The organism is Actinacidiphila glaucinigra, from assembly GCF_035918135.1.
GTDB lineage: Bacteria > Actinomycetota > Actinomycetes > Streptomycetales > Streptomycetaceae > Actinacidiphila > Actinacidiphila glaucinigra.
In genome coordinates, this window is record NZ_CP109144.1 from 1,961,424 (window position 1) to 1,979,009 (window position 17,586).

Annotated in this window: 15 protein-coding genes; 10 read left to right on the forward strand and 5 right to left on the reverse strand. The window is 75.1% G+C overall.

Going from position 1 to position 17,586, the window contains the following annotated elements; translation table 11 throughout:
• The first annotated feature begins 59 nt into the window (after positions 1-59).
• From OIE69_RS08680 to OIE69_RS08690, 3 genes are read left to right on the forward strand one after another with little or no spacing between them, the layout of a single operon-like run.
• A complete protein-coding gene (locus tag OIE69_RS08680; protein ID WP_326571364.1) occupies positions 60-1,826 on the forward strand; it encodes an FAD-dependent oxidoreductase in 1,767 nt (588 codons plus the stop codon).
• Positions 1,827-1,838: 12 nt separating this feature from the next.
• Entirely contained in the window at positions 1,839-2,705 is an 867-nt protein-coding gene (locus OIE69_RS08685; protein ID WP_326571365.1) for a dioxygenase family protein, read from the forward strand.
• Positions 2,702-3,769, forward strand: coding sequence for a maleylacetate reductase (locus OIE69_RS08690; RefSeq protein WP_326571366.1), 1,068 nt, complete (start codon positions 2,702-2,704; stop codon positions 3,767-3,769). Before OIE69_RS08685 ends, OIE69_RS08690 begins: the two co-directional genes overlap by 4 nt.
• A 242-nt stretch (positions 3,770-4,011) precedes the next feature.
• Here OIE69_RS08690 and OIE69_RS08695 read toward each other — a convergent pair whose 3' ends face one another.
• The gene (locus OIE69_RS08695) at positions 4,012-4,203 is read right to left on the reverse strand and encodes a hypothetical protein (RefSeq protein ID WP_326571367.1); all 192 of its coding nucleotides are present in this window, start codon (positions 4,201-4,203) and stop codon (positions 4,012-4,014) included.
• 49 nt (positions 4,204-4,252) lie between these two features.
• Between OIE69_RS08695 and OIE69_RS08700 the strand changes: the two genes are divergently transcribed.
• Positions 4,253-4,708: a hypothetical protein gene (locus OIE69_RS08700; RefSeq protein ID WP_326571368.1), complete on the forward strand. Its 456-nt coding sequence runs from the start codon at positions 4,253-4,255 to the stop codon at positions 4,706-4,708.
• A gap of 330 nt (positions 4,709-5,038) precedes the next feature.
• On the opposite strand, the gene OIE69_RS08705 is transcribed toward OIE69_RS08700, so the two are convergent.
• Positions 5,039-5,950: an alpha/beta hydrolase gene (locus tag OIE69_RS08705; protein ID WP_326571369.1), complete on the reverse strand. Its 912-nt coding sequence runs from the start codon at positions 5,948-5,950 to the stop codon at positions 5,039-5,041.
• 227 nt (positions 5,951-6,177) lie between these two features.
• Here OIE69_RS08705 and OIE69_RS08710 point away from each other — a divergent pair, with 227 nt between their 5' ends.
• A complete protein-coding gene (locus tag OIE69_RS08710) occupies positions 6,178-7,209 on the forward strand; it encodes a saccharopine dehydrogenase family protein (protein WP_326571370.1) in 1,032 nt (343 codons plus the stop codon).
• A 227-nt stretch (positions 7,210-7,436) separates the two neighbouring features.
• Here the strand turns inward: OIE69_RS08710 and OIE69_RS08715 are convergent, their stop codons facing one another.
• Genes OIE69_RS08715 through OIE69_RS08725 form a run of 3 tightly spaced genes read right to left on the reverse strand, consistent with a single transcriptional unit; the run spans position 7,437 to position 11,296 of the window.
• Entirely contained in the window at positions 7,437-8,588 is a 1,152-nt protein-coding gene (locus OIE69_RS08715) for a glycosyltransferase (protein WP_326571371.1), read from the reverse strand.
• Positions 8,588-9,847 (reverse strand): nucleotide sugar dehydrogenase, encoded by a 1,260-nt coding sequence (locus tag OIE69_RS08720; RefSeq protein WP_326571372.1) that lies wholly within the window; start codon positions 9,845-9,847, stop codon positions 8,588-8,590. The genes OIE69_RS08715 and OIE69_RS08720 overlap by 1 nt, the downstream gene beginning before the upstream one ends.
• A gap of 18 nt (positions 9,848-9,865) precedes the next feature.
• Positions 9,866-11,296: a glycosyltransferase family 4 protein gene (locus OIE69_RS08725; RefSeq protein ID WP_326571373.1), complete on the reverse strand. Its 1,431-nt coding sequence runs from the start codon at positions 11,294-11,296 to the stop codon at positions 9,866-9,868.
• Between the two features lie 62 nt (positions 11,297-11,358).
• Between OIE69_RS08725 and wecB the strand changes: the two genes are divergently transcribed.
• The 5 genes from wecB to OIE69_RS08750 all read left to right on the forward strand — a co-directional run bounded on the left by wecB (position 11,359) and on the right by OIE69_RS08750 (position 17,579).
• Positions 11,359-12,444, forward strand: a complete 1,086-nt coding sequence (gene wecB / locus OIE69_RS08730) for a non-hydrolyzing UDP-N-acetylglucosamine 2-epimerase (protein ID WP_326571374.1) — start codon at positions 11,359-11,361, stop codon at positions 12,442-12,444.
• The gene (locus tag OIE69_RS08735) at positions 12,437-13,078 is read left to right on the forward strand and encodes a class I SAM-dependent methyltransferase (protein ID WP_326571375.1); all 642 of its coding nucleotides are present in this window, start codon (positions 12,437-12,439) and stop codon (positions 13,076-13,078) included. The genes wecB and OIE69_RS08735 overlap by 8 nt, the downstream gene beginning before the upstream one ends.
• Positions 13,078-14,898 (forward strand): hypothetical protein, encoded by a 1,821-nt coding sequence (locus OIE69_RS08740; RefSeq protein WP_326571376.1) that lies wholly within the window; start codon positions 13,078-13,080, stop codon positions 14,896-14,898. Before OIE69_RS08735 ends, OIE69_RS08740 begins: the two co-directional genes overlap by 1 nt.
• Positions 14,895-17,057 carry a glycosyltransferase family protein gene (locus tag OIE69_RS08745; protein ID WP_326571377.1) on the forward strand — a complete coding sequence of 721 codons (2,163 nt, stop codon included), beginning with the start codon at positions 14,895-14,897 and terminating at the stop codon, positions 17,055-17,057. The genes OIE69_RS08740 and OIE69_RS08745 overlap by 4 nt, the downstream gene beginning before the upstream one ends.
• A gap of 255 nt (positions 17,058-17,312) precedes the next feature.
• Positions 17,313-17,579, forward strand: coding sequence for a hypothetical protein (locus tag OIE69_RS08750; RefSeq protein WP_326581051.1), 267 nt, complete (start codon positions 17,313-17,315; stop codon positions 17,577-17,579).
• The last annotated feature ends 7 nt before the right edge of the window (positions 17,580-17,586 follow it).

Sequence of the window (17,586 nt, forward strand, 5' to 3'; positions counted from 1 at the left end):
GCGCCTTACCGTCCTGGTCATAAGAGCCGCCCTCCCTGAGTGAATGGAGCCTGCGTTAAGTGTCTACCCAAAGGCGAGTAGAGACCGATGTGCTCATCGTGGGCAGTGGGCCGGCCGGGGCGAGCGCCGCACTCGCGCTGAGCACCTACGGGGTGCCGAACATCGTGGTCACGCGCCACGCCAGGCTGGCCGACACCCCACGGGCCCACATCACCAACCAGCGCACCATGGAGGTGCTGCGCGACCTCGGTGTCGAACAGGAGGTCGTCGCCCGGGCCACTCCCCAGCACCTGATGGGGAACACCGTCTTCTGCACCAGCCTCGCGGGCGAGGAGCTGGGGCGCCTTCGCTCCTGGGGCAACGACCCGCTGGTGCAGGCCGCGCACGACCTCGCGAGCCCGAGCCGCATGTGCGACATGCCGCAGAACTGGATGGAGCCGGTCCTGGTCGAGGCGGCCGTGGCGCGCGGCACCCGGCTTCGCTACAGCACCGTCTACAAGTCCTTCGAGCAGGACGCCGACGGCGTGACCGTCGTGGTGGAGGACCGGCTGCGCGGCGACGCTTACGCGATCCGCGCCAAGTACCTGATCGGCGCCGACGGCGGACGCAGCAAGGTCGCCGAGGACGCCGGGCTGCCCATGGGCGGCAAGATGGGCGTGGCGGGCAGCGTCAACATCGTCTTCGAGGCCGACCTGTCCCGGTACGTCGCCCACCGCCCCAGCACCCTGTACTGGGTGCTCACCCCCGGCGCGACCGTGGGCGGCATCGGCGCGGGCCTGGTGCGCTGCGTGCGGCCGTGGAACGAGTGGCTCATCGTGTGGGGCTACGACGTCGAGGGCGCGCCCCCGGACCTCACCGAGGAGTACGCCCTGTCGGTGGTCCGGCAGCTCATCGGCGACGACGACATCCCGGTGACCATCCGCTCCTCCTCGGCGTGGACGGTCAACGAGATGTATGCCGAGAGCTACTCGAACGGCCGGGTCTTCTGCGCCGGCGACGCCACCCACCGGCACCCGCCGTCCAACGGGCTCGGCTCCAACACCTCCATCCAGGACGCCTACAACCTGGCCTGGAAGCTGAAGCTGGTCCTGGACGGCGCGGCCGCGCCCTCGCTGCTGGACACCTACACCGACGAGCGGGCGCCGGTCGGCAGGCAGATCGTCACCCGCGCCAACAAGTCGATCGGCGAGACCGCCCCGGTCTTCGACGCCCTGGACCTGCTCACCCCCCAGAGCCCCGAGCAGCTCCTGGCCAACATGGAGTCCCGCAAGGAGGCGACCCCGGCCGGCGAGAAGCGGCGCGCCCGGCTGCGCGAGGCGATCGACTTCAAGCGGTACGAGTTCAACGCGCACGGCGTGGAGCTCAACCAGCGCTACGCCTCGGCGGCGGTCGTCCCGGACGGCACCGCCGACCCGGGCTTCGACCGCGACCCCGAGCTGTACCACCAGCCGAGCAGCCGCCCCGGCGCCAAGCTGCCGCACGCCTGGCTGACGGCGGGCACCCGCACGCTGTCGACCCTCGACCTCGGTGGTGGGGGCCGGTTCACGCTGCTGACCGGCATCGGCGGCGAGGCGTGGGTGGCGGCGGCCCGTGCGGCGGGCGCCGAGCTGGGACTGGACATCGCGACCGCGGTGGTCGGCCCCGGGCGCGCGTACGAGGACCCGTACGGCGACTGGGCGCGACTGCGCGGCATCGGCGACACGGGCGCGCTGCTCGTGCGGCCGGACCTCTACATCGCTTTCCGGCGCGCCGACGGGGCCGCCGACGACGCCGAGGCGCGGGCCGTGCTCGGCGCTGCGCTGCGGCGCATCCTGGGACGGGACTGACGAGGAGAGACCATGGACTTCAACGAACTGAGCGCCACCCCCGCCGTGGTGGAGAGCTTCGCCCGGACGCCCGACCCGCGGCTGCGGGAGATCCTCGGCAGTCTGACCCGGCACCTCCACGACTTCGTCCGGGACATCGAACCCACGATGGAGGAGTGGGAGGCGGCGATCGGCTTCCTCACGCGCACCGGGCATGCCTCCACCGACACGCGGCAGGAGTTCATCCTGCTGTCCGACGTGCTCGGCGTCTCGATGCTGGTCGAGACGATCAACCAGCGGAAGTCGGCCGGGGAGGGCGCCACCGACTCGACCGTGCTGGGCCCGTTCCACATGGTCGACTCCCCGGAGCGGGAGTTCGGCGACGCGATCGACCTGATCGGCTCCGGCGAGCCCTGCGTGGTCACCGGGCGCGTGGTCTCCGTGGACGGCACTCCGCTGCCCGGCGCGAAGGTCGACGTGTGGCAGGCCGACGACCAGGGCTTCTACGACGTCCAGCAGCCGGGCGAGCAGCCCCAGGGCAACGGGCGCGGGCTGTTCGAGGCCGACGGGGAGGGCCGCTTCCGGTTCCGCACCGTCGTCCCCGCGCACTACCCGATTCCGACCGACGGCCCCGTCGGCGGACTGCTGAACGCCACGGAGCGCCACCCGTACCGGCCCGCGCACATCCACTTCATCGCGGCCGCCGAGGGCCACCAGCCGGTCACCACGCACGTCTTCGTGCAGGACAGCCCCTACCTGGAGTCGGACGCGGTCTTCGCGGTGAAGAAGAGCCTGGTCCAGGAGTTCACCGAGGTGGACGACCCGGAGCGGGCGGCCGGGTACGGCGTGGCCAACCCCTTCCGGCTGGCGAACTTCGACATCGTGCTGCAGCGGTCATGAGCCCGGAGTTCGTCCACGAGGCGCTGCCGATGCGGGTCGTCTTCCGCGCCGGGGCCGCCACCACGGCCGTGGCCGAGGAGACCGGACGCCTCGGTCTGCGCCGCGTGCTGGTCCTCTCGGGCCGGCACGGCGAGGACACCGCGCGCTCCGTCGCCGCGTCCCTCGGTACCGTCTGCGCGGGCGTCCACCCGGGCGCGGTGATGCACGTGCCGGTGAAGGTGGCCGACGAGGCCGTCGCGGTGGCGCGGGACCTGGACGCCGACGGGCTGGTCGCGGTCGGCGGCGGTTCCGCGGTCGGCCTGGGCAAGGCGGTCGCGCTGCGCACCGGGCTGCCGCTGCTGGCCGTGCCGACGACCTACTCGGGCTCCGAGATGACGCCGATGTGGGGCCTGACGGAGGACGGCGTCAAGCGCACCGGCCGCGACCGCCGCGTCCTGCCGCGCAGCGTCGTCTACGACCCGGAGCTCACCCTGTCGATGCCGCCGGCGCTGTCCGGTACCAGCGGCGTCAACGCCCTGGCCCACGCGGTCGAGGCGCTGTACGCCCCCGACGCGACCCCCGTCGTGTCGCTGATGGCCGAGGAGGGGGTCCGCGCCCTGGCGGAGGCGCTGCCCCGTGTCGTCGCCGATCCCGGCGGCCTCGACGCGCGCGGCCGGGCCCTGTACGGGGCCTGGCTGTGCGGGGCGTGCCTCGGGGCCACCACGATGGGCCTGCACCACAAGCTGGCCCATGTGCTCGGCGGCGCCTTCGACCTGCCGCACTCCGCGATCCACACGGTGCTGCTGCCGTACGTGCTCGCCTTCAACGCCCCGGCCGCGCCGGACGCGACGGCCGCGCTGCGCCGGGCGCTGGCCACCGAGGACCCGGCGCGCGGACTGTGGGAGCTGGGCGGGCGGCTCGGCGCGCCGCGCTCCCTGGCCGAGGTCGGTCTGCCGGCCGACGGCGTCGGCCGCGTCGTGGAGCTGGTCGGCGCGGCCTCGTACGCCAACCCGCGCCCGGCGGACGCGGACGAGCTGCGCGCGCTGCTGACGAAGGCGTACGAGGGCGCCCCGCCGGCGGGCTGAGCGCCCGGCCCGCGGGTGCGGCCGCGGCCGCCCGGGCGCTTTCGGGACGCGGTTCCGGGACGGGCTGCCGACCCCGGTCCGCGTCCGCGCCCCGTCGGTGCGCGTCGGGAACGCCCGGGAACGGGCCGTCGGTCATCCGGCCCGCATTTTCCGTACGCACTCAAACGCCTTTGCGCTTTTCGCTCATCCGGCCGAGCGCATTCCCTGGCGATCCCCCGCAATTCCCGACGGGCGGGAATCCCTCAGCCCTGGCTCCGCGTCTCCCCGTCCGCCGCCGCGGGCGGGCCGCCGCCGTAGTCCAGCCGCTCCGCCGTCCTCACCAGCCGGTCCAGTGCGGCACCGTCCCGCGGCCCGCCGTACAGGGCACGGCGGGCCCGCGCCGCAACGCCGTACAGGCGTACGGAAAACAGGCGTTTCGCGTTCCAAAACGCCATCCCCCGCCACCCCTTCCGCCGGTTAGAAATATCTACCAAGGTTGAGCGTATGAGAAATGCGGCACCGAAACAGGCAATGGAGTGGCTGGCCGCCGCCGCGGCGGATCCGCGGGCGTGCAAGCGGGAATGGGAACACGGCGAGAGCGGGACCGTCCTGCTGCCCGCCGGGCGTTTCTGGGACGTGCTCGTCGTGCCCGAGGACCTCGGCCTGCTGGCCCTCGACGCCCTGCTGCGCCTCCCCCGCACGGAGCCCGGGCCCACCCTCGCCGACACGGCCTCCCGCCGGGTCGGCTTCTTCCTCCCACCGGACCCCGTCAGCAGATGGGTGGGCACCGGGATCCGCTATGCCGGCCGGGGCGCCTGGATCGCCGTACCGCCCCCGTACCGGGCCGCGGGGGCCCTGCGGTGGCTGGTGCCCCCCGACGGGACGGGCACCCTCCACACGCCTACCTCGGTGGAACTGGCCCTGTTCCAGGCGGCAGTTGCGGCGGAGTGCCGCCGCTGAACCCCGCGGCGCGCGGTACGTCCGGCGCCGCGGACCCGGGGACGGCGCGCCCGCGGGCCCGCCAGTCGGCCAGGAGTTCCGTGTAGATCGGTGGGTCCATCCAGTAGGCGCCGGTGAGTTCGGCGAAGGTCCGGTGGTGCTCCGGGTGGTCCTGGAGAAGGCATCCACGGGTCGTGGGTGTGCTGCTGTCCATGTCCCCTTGCAACGCGGCTCGCGCGCCGGTGGTACGTCCGGGGCAGGCAGTGCCACTGGAACGAGTGAGCCCGCCCCCCTCGTTAGGGGCCTTCCGCTCAACATCTCACCCTCTCGTCGTCTCGTCGTCTCGTCGTCTCATCGGCGCGCGGTGGCATAGGGCCCCGGCAGCCCGAGCGCACGGGCGAGCAGCGGCCACGCCGCGGCGAACTCCCGTCGCCAGTACGTCCATTCGTGCCGGCCACCCTCGTAGTAGTGCGTCGTCACCGGGATGCCCCGGAGCTCCAGCGCGGTGGCGAAGACATGCGTGGGCCACAGGGTGCTCTCCAGCACCTCCGGCAGCAGTTCGGTGCCGCCCGCGAGCGGGGCGGCACCGCTTCCGCAGGACACGTACAGTGCCGTGCCGCGCAACCCTCCGGCGCGCGCCGTGGGGTTGAAGGCCCGCCAGGTGTCCCAGTGGTCGACGGGGTCGCCCCACAGCGACCCGGGCCACAGGCTCTCGCGGAGCAGGAGGGCGTCGAGGGCGGCGGGCACCCCGGCGAAGGCGGTGTCCAGGATGCCGCTGAAGGAGGCGGCGGCACGGAAGGCGCCCGGGTGGCGGGCGGCGTGGGCCATCGCGCCGTGGCCGCCGGTCGAGACGCCCGCCACCGCCCGTACGCCGGATGCCCGGTGGTCGCGGCGCAGCAGCCCGTCGAGTTCGCGCAGTCGGAAGGTCTCGTAGTCGGAACCGTCGAGCCAGCGGCTGGACAGGCCCGCGGGACCGCAGTCCGGCATGGCGAGGATGAGTCCGGCGCCCTCGGTGAGCTCCTCGACGGCCGCCTGCCGGCTCCAGGCGGTGTGGTCCTCGTGCGGCCCGTGCAGCAGGTACAGCACCGGCCAGGTGCGCCCGGCCGCGCGCGCGAAGTCCGCGGGCAGCACGATCCGGACCGCCGCCGGGCGGCCGAGCGCGGCCGAGGCCACCGTCAGGTCCCAGGTGCGTGCGTCGACGCGGGTCGCGGCGGCCACCTCGGCTGCGGTCCGGTCGCCCGGACGCGCGGTACTGGGGGTCATGGGGTGGCTCCTCACGGGACAGGATCGGGACAGGGGGCGCGCACGGACCGGCCGCACCCCCTTTACCCGGGGTAACGGACGCGGACCGCAAGCGGTTCAACGGCGGCCGCGGTTCCTCGCGACGCACCAGGGCCCCGCGCCGCGAGGGGGAGAGGTCCGCCGGCCGACCGGTAGCTTCGGTGCCGGGTCCCGGCACGGGCCCCCGACGGACGAGGGAGCACACCCGCATGACCTGGTTGCTGTACGGAGCGACGGGCTACACCGGCCGCCTGGTCGCACAGGAGGCCGTGGCCCGCGGGGAACGCCCGGTGCTCGCGGGCCGGTCGGCCGCCGCGCTGGCCCCGCTCGCGGCCGGACTCGGCCTGGAGCACCGGGTGGTCGGCCTCGGCGACCCGGCGGCGCTGCGCGCGGCGCTCGCGGACGTGGACGCCGTGGCGCACTGCGCCGGGCCCTTCTCGGCGACGGCGCTGCCGATGGCCGAGGCGTGCCTGGACACCGGCACGCACTACCTCGACATCACCGGCGAGATCGACGTGCTCGAGGCGCTGCACGCGATGAGCGGCCGGGCCCGCGCGGCGGGCGTGGTCCTGCTGCCCGGGGCGGGGTTCGACGTCGTCCCGACCGACTGCCTGGCCGCCACCGTCGCCGCCGCTCTGCCCACCGCCACCCACCTCGACATCGCCTTCGTGGCCGGCGGGGGCGCGAGTCCCGGCACGGCGCGCTCCGCGCTCGAGGCACTCGACAAGGGCGCCGGGGGCCGCGCCCGCGTCGACGGGGTGATCCGCGACGTCCCGCTCGGGCACCCCCGGGTGACGGCGTCCTTCCGCTCCGGCCCGCGCCGCGTCGCCGGCATCGCCTGGGGCGACGTCAGCACGGCCTACCACTCGACCGGCATCCCGAACGTCTCGACGTACACCTGGCTGCCGGGCGCCCCGCTGGTGGCACGCGTGCTGGGTGCCGGCCCGGTACGGCGGCTGGCCCGCGCGGGCGTCGACCGCTTCCTGACCGGCCCCGGCGAACGGGCGCTGCAGCGCGGCCGTTCACAGGTCTGGGCCCGCGCCCGCGACCCTCACGGCGGCGAGGCCCAGGCGGCGCTGTCGGCCCCCAACGGCTATGCGCTGACCGTCGATTCGGTGCTGCGCATCGTGACCCGGCTGCCGCGACTGCCGCACGGCACCCAGACGCCCTCCTCGGCCCTCGGCGCGGACTTCGTCCTCGAACTGGACGGAGTGCGCCGCAACGGACCCCACGTCAGCTGACCCCGGCCGCGACGGGCACGCCGCCGAGGCGCGCGGTCACAGCTGGTCCGAGCGGCGGGGCCGGCACCCAACGACCATGTGGTGGACCCCGGTTCGGAGCCGCACCCGGTGATCCCGCCAGCCGAGGCGCTCGGACGCCGTGGCCAAGGCGGCACTCCCGGCCGCGACGGCGTGTGTGCGACCGCGGATTCGGGGCAGCGCGCCGCGGCCCGGCTGCCGATGACCGGCTACGACGGGGGCACCACCGGGGGGCGCTCGTCCGCGGCGGTGGCGGCCGCCACCGCCCAGCCTTCCAGGCTCGTGACGAAGAGCGCCGCGCAGTCCGGCCAGTGCAGCGCGCCCCGGGCGGCGGCATGGCCGCGGGCGCCCATCGCGCGGCGCAGTTCCGGGTCGTCGCGCAGGCGGCGAACGGCGTCGGCGGCCGCCGCGGGGGCCTGGAACGGGACGAGGAGGCCGCACTCGTGCCCGCGGACCAGTTCCGCGGCCAGGGGGTTGGGGGTGCTCACGACGGGGATGCCGTAGGCCATGTACTCGACGACCTTGGTGGGCCGCGAGTGACGGTAGTTCGCCTCGTCGCGCAGCAGCGACACCCCGGCGAGGGCGCCACGCAGCCGGTCCAGGGCCGCGTCGTTGGGCAGGAAGCCGTGCCAGCGCAGCACGCCGTCACGGTCGGCCGCCGCCAGCATTCCGCGGACGTCGCCGTCGGCGGCGCCGATGAGCTCCACGCGGACGTCCGGAGCCAGCAGCCGTGCCATGGCGACCAGTTCCTCCGCGCCGCGGGCCCGGGACATCTGCCCGAGGTAGACCACCCGCTCGTCGCCCGGCGCCGGCGGGGGCTCCTCGGGGACGGTGACCAGGTTGGGCACCACGGGGTGCGGACGGCGGAACCGGCGCTGGTAGGCGTACTCGGCGAGCAGCAGGTGCAGATGCCGCTCGGCGGCGAGTTCCGCCGCGCGCACGACGAGGCGCAGGGGCGGGCGCAGCGGCCGCGGCACCCAGCCCTTCATGGCGAGGGCGGCGGCGGTGTCCTCGTGGACGTCCCACACCACGGCGGGCCGCCGGGCACCCGTGCGGTGCCAGTGCCGCAGGGTGCGCGGCAGGGTGAGCAGGAGTTCGGGGTCGTGGAGCACGACGGCGTCGACGGTGGGCCCGCGCCGCACCAGCAGGCGCCGGGCCTCGCGGACGGCCGCGCGACGGTCGCGTCCGGTGGCCCGGGGCAGGTCGACGCCCTCGACCCCGGGGCGGGGCGGACTCGCCCGGGCGGTGAAGGGCGCGGCGTAGGTGACGGTGTGCCCGTGGGCGATGAGGGCGGCTATCTGCCGGTGCAGGATGCGCGCGTCCTCGGGGTGGTGCACGACGGTGACGACCAGTACGTGCATCACAGCACCTCGACGTCCGGCCGGAAGATCCGCCCGCGCGTGTCGAACAGCAGGCGGGCCCGGTCCGCCACCACCTGCAGGTCGTAGGCGCTGTGGTCCTGCAGGAGGATCGTCAGGTCGTACTCGCGCAGGGCCGCGGCCAGGTCGCCCGCCCTGGTGACGGGCTCGCCGTCGACCTCCCAGACGTCCACGAAGGGGTCGTGGAAGGAGATCCCGGTGCCGAGCCTGCGCAGCAGCCGCGCCACGGGCACGGCGGGGCTCTCGCGCCGGTCGGCGACGTCGGGCTTGTAGGTGACGCCGAGCAGCAGCACCCGCGAGCCGTGCAGCGCCTTCCCCGCCGTGTTGAGCAGGTCCTGCGCCCGGCGCACCACGTACTCCGGCATTCGGTGGTTGATCTCCCGGGCGAGTTCGACGAAGCGGAACTCGTAGCCGAGGGTGCGGACCTTGTAGGACAGGTAGTTGGGGTCGATCGGGATGCAGTGGCCGCCCACGCCCGCGCCGGGCCGGAAGGCCTGGAAGCCGAAGGGCTTGGTGGCGGCGCAGTCGATGGCGTTCCAGATGTCCACGCCCAGTTCGCGGCAGAGCACGGCCAGCTCGTTGACGAGCGCGATGTTGACGTGGCGGTAGGTGTTCTCCAGCAGCTTGGCCATCTCGGCCTCGCGGGTGCCCTTGGCCCGGACGACGGTGTCGACGAGTTTGCCGTAGAACGCGACGGCGCGCGCCGCGCACCCGGGGGTGTGCCCGCCGACGATCTTCGGGGTGTCGCGGAGGCTGTGGGTGAGGTTGCCCGGGTCGATGCGCTCGGGTGAGAAGGCGAGGGCGAAGTCCGGTCCGGCGCGCAGTCCCGAGCCCTCCTCGAGGATGGGCCGGACGACCTCGTCGGTGGTGCCGGGGTAGGTCGTCGACTCCAGGACGACCAGGACGCCGGGACGCAGCCGCGCGGCGACCGCCTCGACGGCCCCGGTGACCGCGGTGAGGTCGGGTCCGCCGTCCACGGACAGCGGGGTGGGGACGCAGATGACGATGGTCTGCGCCTCCCCCAGGCACTCCTGGCCGGTGGTGGCGGTGAACCCGGCGGCCAGCATGTGCCGCAGATCGGCGTCGGAGACGTCGTCCACGTGCGAGCGGCCGGAGTTGAGGGCGTCCACCACCTCATGGTCCAGATCGTGTCCGACGACGCTCAGCCCCACCGCCGCGGCTTCCCTGGCGAGGGGCAGACCGACGTACCCGAGACCTACGACTGCGAGTTGCACCGTCATGCCGCACCATCCAGAGCGCTATACGGCCCCCAGACCGCGGTAGGCGTCGCGCGTCCGCCCCGCGATGTGCGCCCACGTACGGTCGCGGGCCACTCGTGCGCGGGCGGCGTCACCCATCATCCGCCGTCGATTCGGACTATAGAGCAATATTTCGAGCGCATCCGCCCAGGCTTGTACGTCTCCTGGCGGAATCAACCTCCCGTTCACCTGGTCTTCGACCAGCTCACCCATCGCCCTGACATCGCTTGCCGCGACGGGAAGACCACTGGCCATGGCCTCCACCGGCTTGAGCGGGGTCACGAGCCGGCACACCCGATCCCCCGTCCGGGGCACCGCGAAGACGTCCAGCACGGCGTGGTGCGCCCGCACCTCGGCGTACGGCACACGCCCCGTGAACAGGGCGGCGTCCCCCAGGCCGAGCCCGGCCGCCTGCCGCTCCAGCGCGGGCCGCAGCGGGCCGTCCCCCACGATCAGCAGGCGCAGCGGCACCCCCCGGCGGCGCAGTTCGGCCCCGGCGCGCAGCAGGGTGCCGACGCCCTCGTGGGGCGTGAGCGTCGAGACCGTGCCCACGACCACCTCGCCGGGGCCGATGCCGAGACGGGTGCGCAGGTCACGGGGGTCGGGCAGGGGCTGGAGGAACACGTCGTCCACGGCGTTGGGCACGACCCGCACCCGGTCCTCGGGGACCCCCCGGGAGACGATCTCCTCCTTCATGGCCTCGCCGAGGGTGAGCACCAGGTCGGCGGCCTTCATGCAGTGCGTCTCCAGGGCGCGCCGCTCCCGGTAGGACGCGCTGTCACGGCCGCGGCCCGGCGCCTGGGTCAGCCAGGTCTCCTCCAGGAAGCCGCGCACCTCGTAGACGACCGGCAGGCCGAACGATTCGCGCAGCGCGAGGGCCACTCGGCCATTCGGGTGATCGGTGGCCGCGTGCAGGACCGCGGGGCGGAGCCGTTCGACGAGCCGGGCGGCGAGTTCGGCGTTGCGGGCGAGGGCGGCATCCGCAGTCCCCGGCATCCGCAGGGGCAGCAGGCGGTGGTAGGGCACCCCGTCAACGACCTGCGCGGGGCGTCCGTCCCAGACCCCCTGGGCCACGGGGAAGCCCAGCCGGGTGACGACCTGCGGGTCCAGGCCCGCCTGCCGCTGGGCGCGTGCGATGGCGTGCGTCCTGACGGTGTAACCGGCGTTGCGGTACGGCAGGGAGTTGGTGACCAGGTGCAGCACCCGCCCCGCCACCGCCGTACCCGGGACGCCGGCCGGGGCGGGCACGCCGCGCGGCCCGTACCCGCAGGCGCCGCCGCGCCCGCGGTGCGGATCGCGCTCGGGCAGCCGGGCCAGCGCCCGCCGGGCGGGCCGCCGCGCCGGCCCCGGGGCGACCCGCAGGGCCAGGGACGCCGCGCGCACCGGGTCGTCCCGCAGATGACGTACCGCCACCGAGGCGGCGAGAATCAAGGCACGAAGAGTACGACGACGCACATTCCCACCCTAAGCACGTCCAGCCAACGGGAGGCACCGTGCTCGGCTCGGTAGTCCACGTGGTCGGTGCCCGGCCCAACTTCGTCAAGGCCGCCCCGGTCGTCGCCGCGCTGCGCGCGGCCGGGCAGCCGCAGTCGGTGGTGCACACCGGACAGCACTACGACGAGCGCATGTCGCACGTCTTCTTCAGGGAGCTCGGCCTGCCCGAGCCGGACGTGGACCTCGGCGTCGGCTCCGGCAGCCACGCCCGGCAGACCGCCGCCCTGCTGACCGCGCTGGAGGACGAGCTGTCGGCCCGCGCGCCCGCCCTGGTCACGGTCTACGGGGACGTCAACTCCACGCTCGCCGCCGCCTTGGTCGCCGCCAAGCTGGGACTGCCCGTGGCGCACGTGGAGGCGGGCCTGCGCAGCTTCGACACGACGATGCCGGAGGAGGTCAACCGCCGGCTGACCGACCAGCTGTCCGACCTGCTCTTCGCCACCAGCCCGGAGGCGGTGGGCCATCTGGCGGACGAGGGCGTGGACACCGCCCGGGTGCACTTCGTCGGCAACCCGATGATCGACACTCTCCTGGCCCATCTGCCGCGCTTCGACCCGGAGGCCGCGCGCGCCGCCCACGGTCTGCCCGGGCGCTACGGCGTCGTGACGCTGCACCGGCCCGCCAACGTCGACGACCCGGCCGCCGCGGCCGCCGCCGTGGCGGCGCTGCGCGAGGCGGCGCGGCACCTGGAGCTGGCGGTCCCGCTGCACCCGCGCGGCCGGGCCGCGCTGGAGGCGGCGGGGCTCGGCGACGCGCCCGGCATCCGGATCCTGGAGCCGCTCGGCTACCTGGAGTTCATGGGGTTGCTGCGGGGCGCCGCCGCGGTGGTCACCGACTCGGGCGGGGTGCAGGAGGAGACCACCGTCCTGGGTGTGCCCTGCCTGACGCTGCGTCCGAACACCGAGCGGCCGGTGACGGTCACCCACGGCACGAACCGCCTCGTGACCCCCGACGGGCTGGCCCCGGCCCTGCGCAAGGCCCTGGACGGCGACGCCCCCGCGCCCGAGGGCCCCCCGCTGTGGGACGGCCGCTCGGGCCCCCGCATCGCCCGCGTCATCACCGAGTGGCTGGACCACCATGTCTGAGCCGCGCCCGCTCGCCCCGCTCGCGTACGGCGACGGCCGCCCCCGCGGGCACGGGGACCTCGCCCGCGGCGGCCCCATCGGCCTCGACCGGCCGGGGAACGAGATTCTCGACGCCCTGCGGGTCGCGCAGGTGCTGCGCATCGCCGGCGACGGCGAGAGCGCCAACGACCGGCCGCTCGTGCTCGACGCGAGCTGCGGCGAGGGCCGCTTCGCGCGGGCCCTGGCCCGCTGCGGCCACCTCGTCGACGCGATCGACGCCGCCCCCTCGGCGGTGGACCACTGCCGCGCACTCGGCGGCGGCCCACGCTACGCGGTGGCGGAGATGTCGCGGTGGCGCAGCTCGTGGCTGTACGACGTGGTGCTCGCCGTGGACGTGCTGTTCCGCGTACCCGACGACGCCGCCTGGCGGGCCGCGCTGGTCAACCTCGCCTCCCTCGTCCGGCTGACCGGCCGGCTGGTCGTCACCGACGAGGACGCGCCCGGGCGCGTGGCGCGCGGCGACCGCGTCCTGCACCGCCCGGCGGCCGAGTACCGCGCCGCCGTAGAACCGCTCGGTCTGCGCTACGGCGGCTTCACGCCGTACGGTTTCCGGGAGAGCAGGGTCGGTTTCCACGTCTTCACGAGGACCTCCTGATGCGCCTTCTCGATCTGCTCCACCCGCACCTGGACGGGGTGACCGAGGTCGTCGACGCGACCGGCGGCGGCATCCCGCTCGGCCCGTACCTGCACCTTCCCGAGGGCGTGCGGCTGCGCCCCTCCCCGCCCGGTGACGGTGAACCGGTCGGCGGGGGACGGCTGGCCCTGCTCAGCTACGGCCCCGACCCCGCCCGGCACGGCGACGAGGACGCGTGCCTGGCGGCGCTGCGGCGCATGCGGCCCGGCGGCAAGGGCCTGATCGTGTTCGGCCACCCCGGCGCCGAACTGCCGTACCACCGGCTGCTCGACTCCCTGGTGACGCAGCGCTGCCAGGTGCTGCGGGCGGCCGGTCTCGACTACCTGCACCTGTACGGCGGCGCGGTGTTCACCTGCACCGAGGCGCTGCTGCCGCTCCTGGACCCGGCCGGGCGGCCCGTGCCCGGCGGGGACGCCACGGCGCTTCGGCTGGCCGGCGAGTACGTGCTGGCGGAGTTCGTCTCGCGCGCCGAACGGGCCCGGCTGCTGGAGCTGGAGCGGCGGCACGAGGAGGACGGCCGCGCGCTGGAGGCGCTGCGGGACGGCACGGACGGTGAGCGGACGGGGGCCGTCACACGCGAGCGCGACCGGCTCGCGGCGGAGCTGCGGCGCGCCCGGGAGCGCATCGGGGTGCTGGAGGCCCGGATCACCATGCTGCAGGGCTCGACCTCGCTGAGGGTGGGCCAGGCGCTGGTCTCGGCCGCCCGGTCCCCGTTGCGCGGCTCGAAGCGGCTGCCCGGCGAGCTGTACGGGATGTGGCGCGGCCGCGGCAAGGGCGGCCGTCCGTCGGCGGCCCGGCCGGGCGGGCCGGCCACCGGCGCGGCGGCACCGGCCGGTGGGGCCGACCCGGCGGCCGACGGGCACCTGCACCTGGCCCACCGGGCGTTCACGGCCGGCCCCCGCGACCGGCTGGTCGTCGCCGGCGTGCTGGACGCCGCGACCGCCGCCGACTTCGGCCACGACGCCGTCGTCAACCGCGCGCTGCCGCACGACGCCCGGCAGGTCGCCGAACGCACCGACCCGGACGTGCTCGTCGTGCAGCTCAGCGCCTGTCTCTCCGGCCCATGGGCGCACACCGGCACCGGCGCCGCCCCCGACCTGGACCGGCGACTGGCCGAACTCCTCGCCGCCGCGCACGCGCTCGGCCGCACCGCCGTGCTGTGGCGGGACGCCCCGGCCTCCGCCGCCCCGGGTCTGGCCCCCTTCCCCTGGGACGCCGTGCTCGACGGGGACACCGGGGTGCAGCCTGCCCGGCTGGACCCGGCGGCGGTGGACCGCGCCGGCCTGCGGGAGATCTTCACCTCCCGGGCCACCCGGGTCCGGCTGTCGGAGCTCGCCAGGATCGCCGGGGCGCCGGACCCGCTGGACGCCCGGCGGGTGGCCGTGCTGTCCGCCCCGCGGGACGACGCCGAGATGTCGCGCCTGGTCGCGCAGGTCATGGCGCAGCGGCACCGTCCCGCCGAGGTGCTGGTGCCCGCACCGGGGCCGGCCTACGCGGAGCTCACCGCGGGCGGGGTCACCGTACGGGCCGCGGCGGACGGGCCGGGCGCGCCCTGGATCGCGGACTGGTCGGACCTCGCGGAGGAACGGTCGGCGGTCCACCTGCTGGACCTGATGTGCGCCCAGGAGTGCTCCGGGGCCGACGCGGTGGCTTTCAGCGCGCACACCGCGGGCTTCGTGCCGCACGTCAACGGCTTCCGCCCGGCGCTGGTACGCAGGACGCTCTGGCCGTCCCCCGGGGCGGGGCGGCTGTTCACGATCCGCCCGGAGGAGGTCCGATGACGGGCAGGCGCACGGTCAGGGCGATGGTCTACGGGGACGTCGACCTCAACCTCATCGACGGTTCCGCGGTGTGGGCCCAGTCGACGGTGCAGGCGCTGGCCCGCGCCGGCTGCGCGACGCGGCTGGTCCTCAAGGCACCGGTGCGCACCGGGCGGCTGGTCGATCCGCTGGCGGAGCTGCCGGGGGTGTCCGTCGTACCGTCCGGGCACGTCCTCTCCCCCGTCCAGGCCTCACGGGTGCTGCGCGAACGGGACGAGCAGGAGCCGTGCGACCTGCTGGTGCTGCGCGGACGACGGCTGGTGGCGCAGGTCGTCGCCGACGGCGCCTTCGACGGGCGGATCTGGGCGTACCTCACCGACATCCCGCAGTCCGCGGCGCTCATGACGGAGGAGGCCGTGGACGAGCTGACCCGGATCGCCGAGGCGTCCCGCTATCTGCTGTGCCAGACCGAGGAGTTGCGCTGCTTCATCGAGGCCTGGGTGCCGGCCGCGTGCGGCAGGTGCGTGCTGTGTCCGCCGAGCGTGCCCGTTCCGGACTTCGCGGTGCCGGGGCACGACGCGACGGGCGACCCGGTGCGCATGGTGTACACGGGGAAGTTCGCGCCGCGCTGGAACACCCTGGAGATGACGGAGCTGCCGGGCGCGCTGGCCGCCCGGGGGATCAGGGCCGAGCTGCACACCGTCGGCGACAAGATCCACGACGACCCCCGGCACCCCGGCTTCCACGCGGCCATGGAAAGCGCGCTGCGCACCGCGACCGGTGTGGTGCACCACGGCGGCACGCCGCGCCAGGAGGCCATGCGGATCGCCGCGGGCTGCGACCTGGGGCTGGGCTGGCGCCGTCCGGAACTGGACGCGAGCCTGGAACTGTCCACGAAGGTACTGGAGTTCGGGACGCTCGGACTTCCCGTCGTACTCAACCGCACCCCCGCGCACGAGGCGCTGCTCGGCGCCGACTACCCGCTGTTCGTCCCCGGCGGGGGCACCCTCGACGACGCGGCGGAGGCGGTCGCCACCGCCGCCGGCTCCCCCGAGGCCTACCGCGAGGCCGCCGGGCGCTGCCGCGAGGCCGCCGGGCGCTTCTCACTGGACCGGGCCGCCGAGCGGCTGCGGGGACTGATCGAACGGGCGCTGCCCCCCGCACCGGCCGGGCTCGCCGGACGCGGCCGGCCGCTGCGGGTCGTCGTCGCGGGGCACGACCTGAAGTTCTTCAGCCGGCTGCTGGACCACCTCCAGGCCCTGCCCGGGGTCGAAGTACGGGTCGACGCCTGGGAGGCACTGGCCCGGCACGACGCGGCCACCAGCCGCGACCTCGCCGCCTGGGCCGACGTCGTGGTCGTGGAGTGGTGCGGGCCCGCGGCCGTCTGGTACAGCCGACACAAGCGGCGCGGCTCGCGCCTGCTGGTGCGCCTGCACCGCTTCGAGCTGTACGCCGGCTACCCCTCGCAGGTCGACATCGACGCCGTCGACCGCGTCGTGTGCGTCAGCCCGCACTACAACCGGCTCACCCGGGAACGCACCGGCTGGCCGCAGGAGAAGCTCGTCACCATCCCCAACTGGGTCGACGACCGGCAGTTGGACCGCCCCAAGGTCCCCGACGCCCGCTACCGCCTCGGCATGATCGGCATCGCGCCCTCGCGCAAGCGGCTCGACCTGGGACTGGACGTGCTCGAGGCCCTGCGGTCCAGGGACCCGCGGTGGCGGCTGTCGGTGAAGTCCAAGATGCCCTGGGACTACTGGTGGATCTGGAACAAGCCGGAGGAGCGGGCGCACTACGACGCCGTGCTGCGCCGGGTGCAGTCCGGCCCGCTGGAGGGCGCCGTGGTCTTCGACGGCTTCGGACCCGACGTGGCCGGCTGGCTGCGGCGCATCGGCTTCGTGCTCTCCACCAGCGACGACGAGAGCTTCCACCTCGCCCCCGCCGAGGGCATGGCCTCCGGCGCGGTGCCCGCCCTGCTGCCCTGGCCGGGCGCCGACGCGATCTACGAGCGCCGCTGGATCCACGACTCGCCCGCGGCCATGGCGGACGCCATCGCGGCGCTCGCGGCGGACGGCTGGGAGGAGGCGGGCGAGCAGGCCCGCGACCGGCTGCGCGCGACCTTCGGGCTGGACGCGGTCCGCGCGGCGTGGACGGAGCTGGTCACCGGCTCGGCGCCGTGACGCCCGCGACGGCGGCGGGCAGCGGGGCGGGGACCGCGGCGGAGGCGGCGGCCTTCGCGCGGGCGGTCACGGCGCGGCTGTAGCGCGTCGTGAAGACCACGGGGAGGGCGAAGCCGCAGATCTTGACGGCAATGATCGCGGCGAGCGCGTGCGGGGCGGCGGCGAGCAGGACGGCCAGCAGCCCAGGCGGGCCGCGCGGAGCTGCTCCACTGGCTCGTCGAGGTCGAGCCGCAGCGCAACCGCCGCAGCGACGCGCTGCTGCGGGTCTTCTTCCTCAACCACGTCGACCCCGGGCAGGCCCGCGATTACGTGGAGCGGGAGGGGGTGCAGGCCGCGGAGCACCACGAGGCCCTGCTGGAGGTCGAGCGCTCCGTCGACTGGGACGAAGGCGGCGACCTCGCGTTCTACGGCCGGCTGACCCTGGAGTGGGGTCTGCGCTTCACCAGGATGCAGCAGGAGTGGGCCGCCTGGGCGGCGGAGCACATCGGTGATCGCGCACCGCGGGACACCGCCCGCCCGTAACATGGCG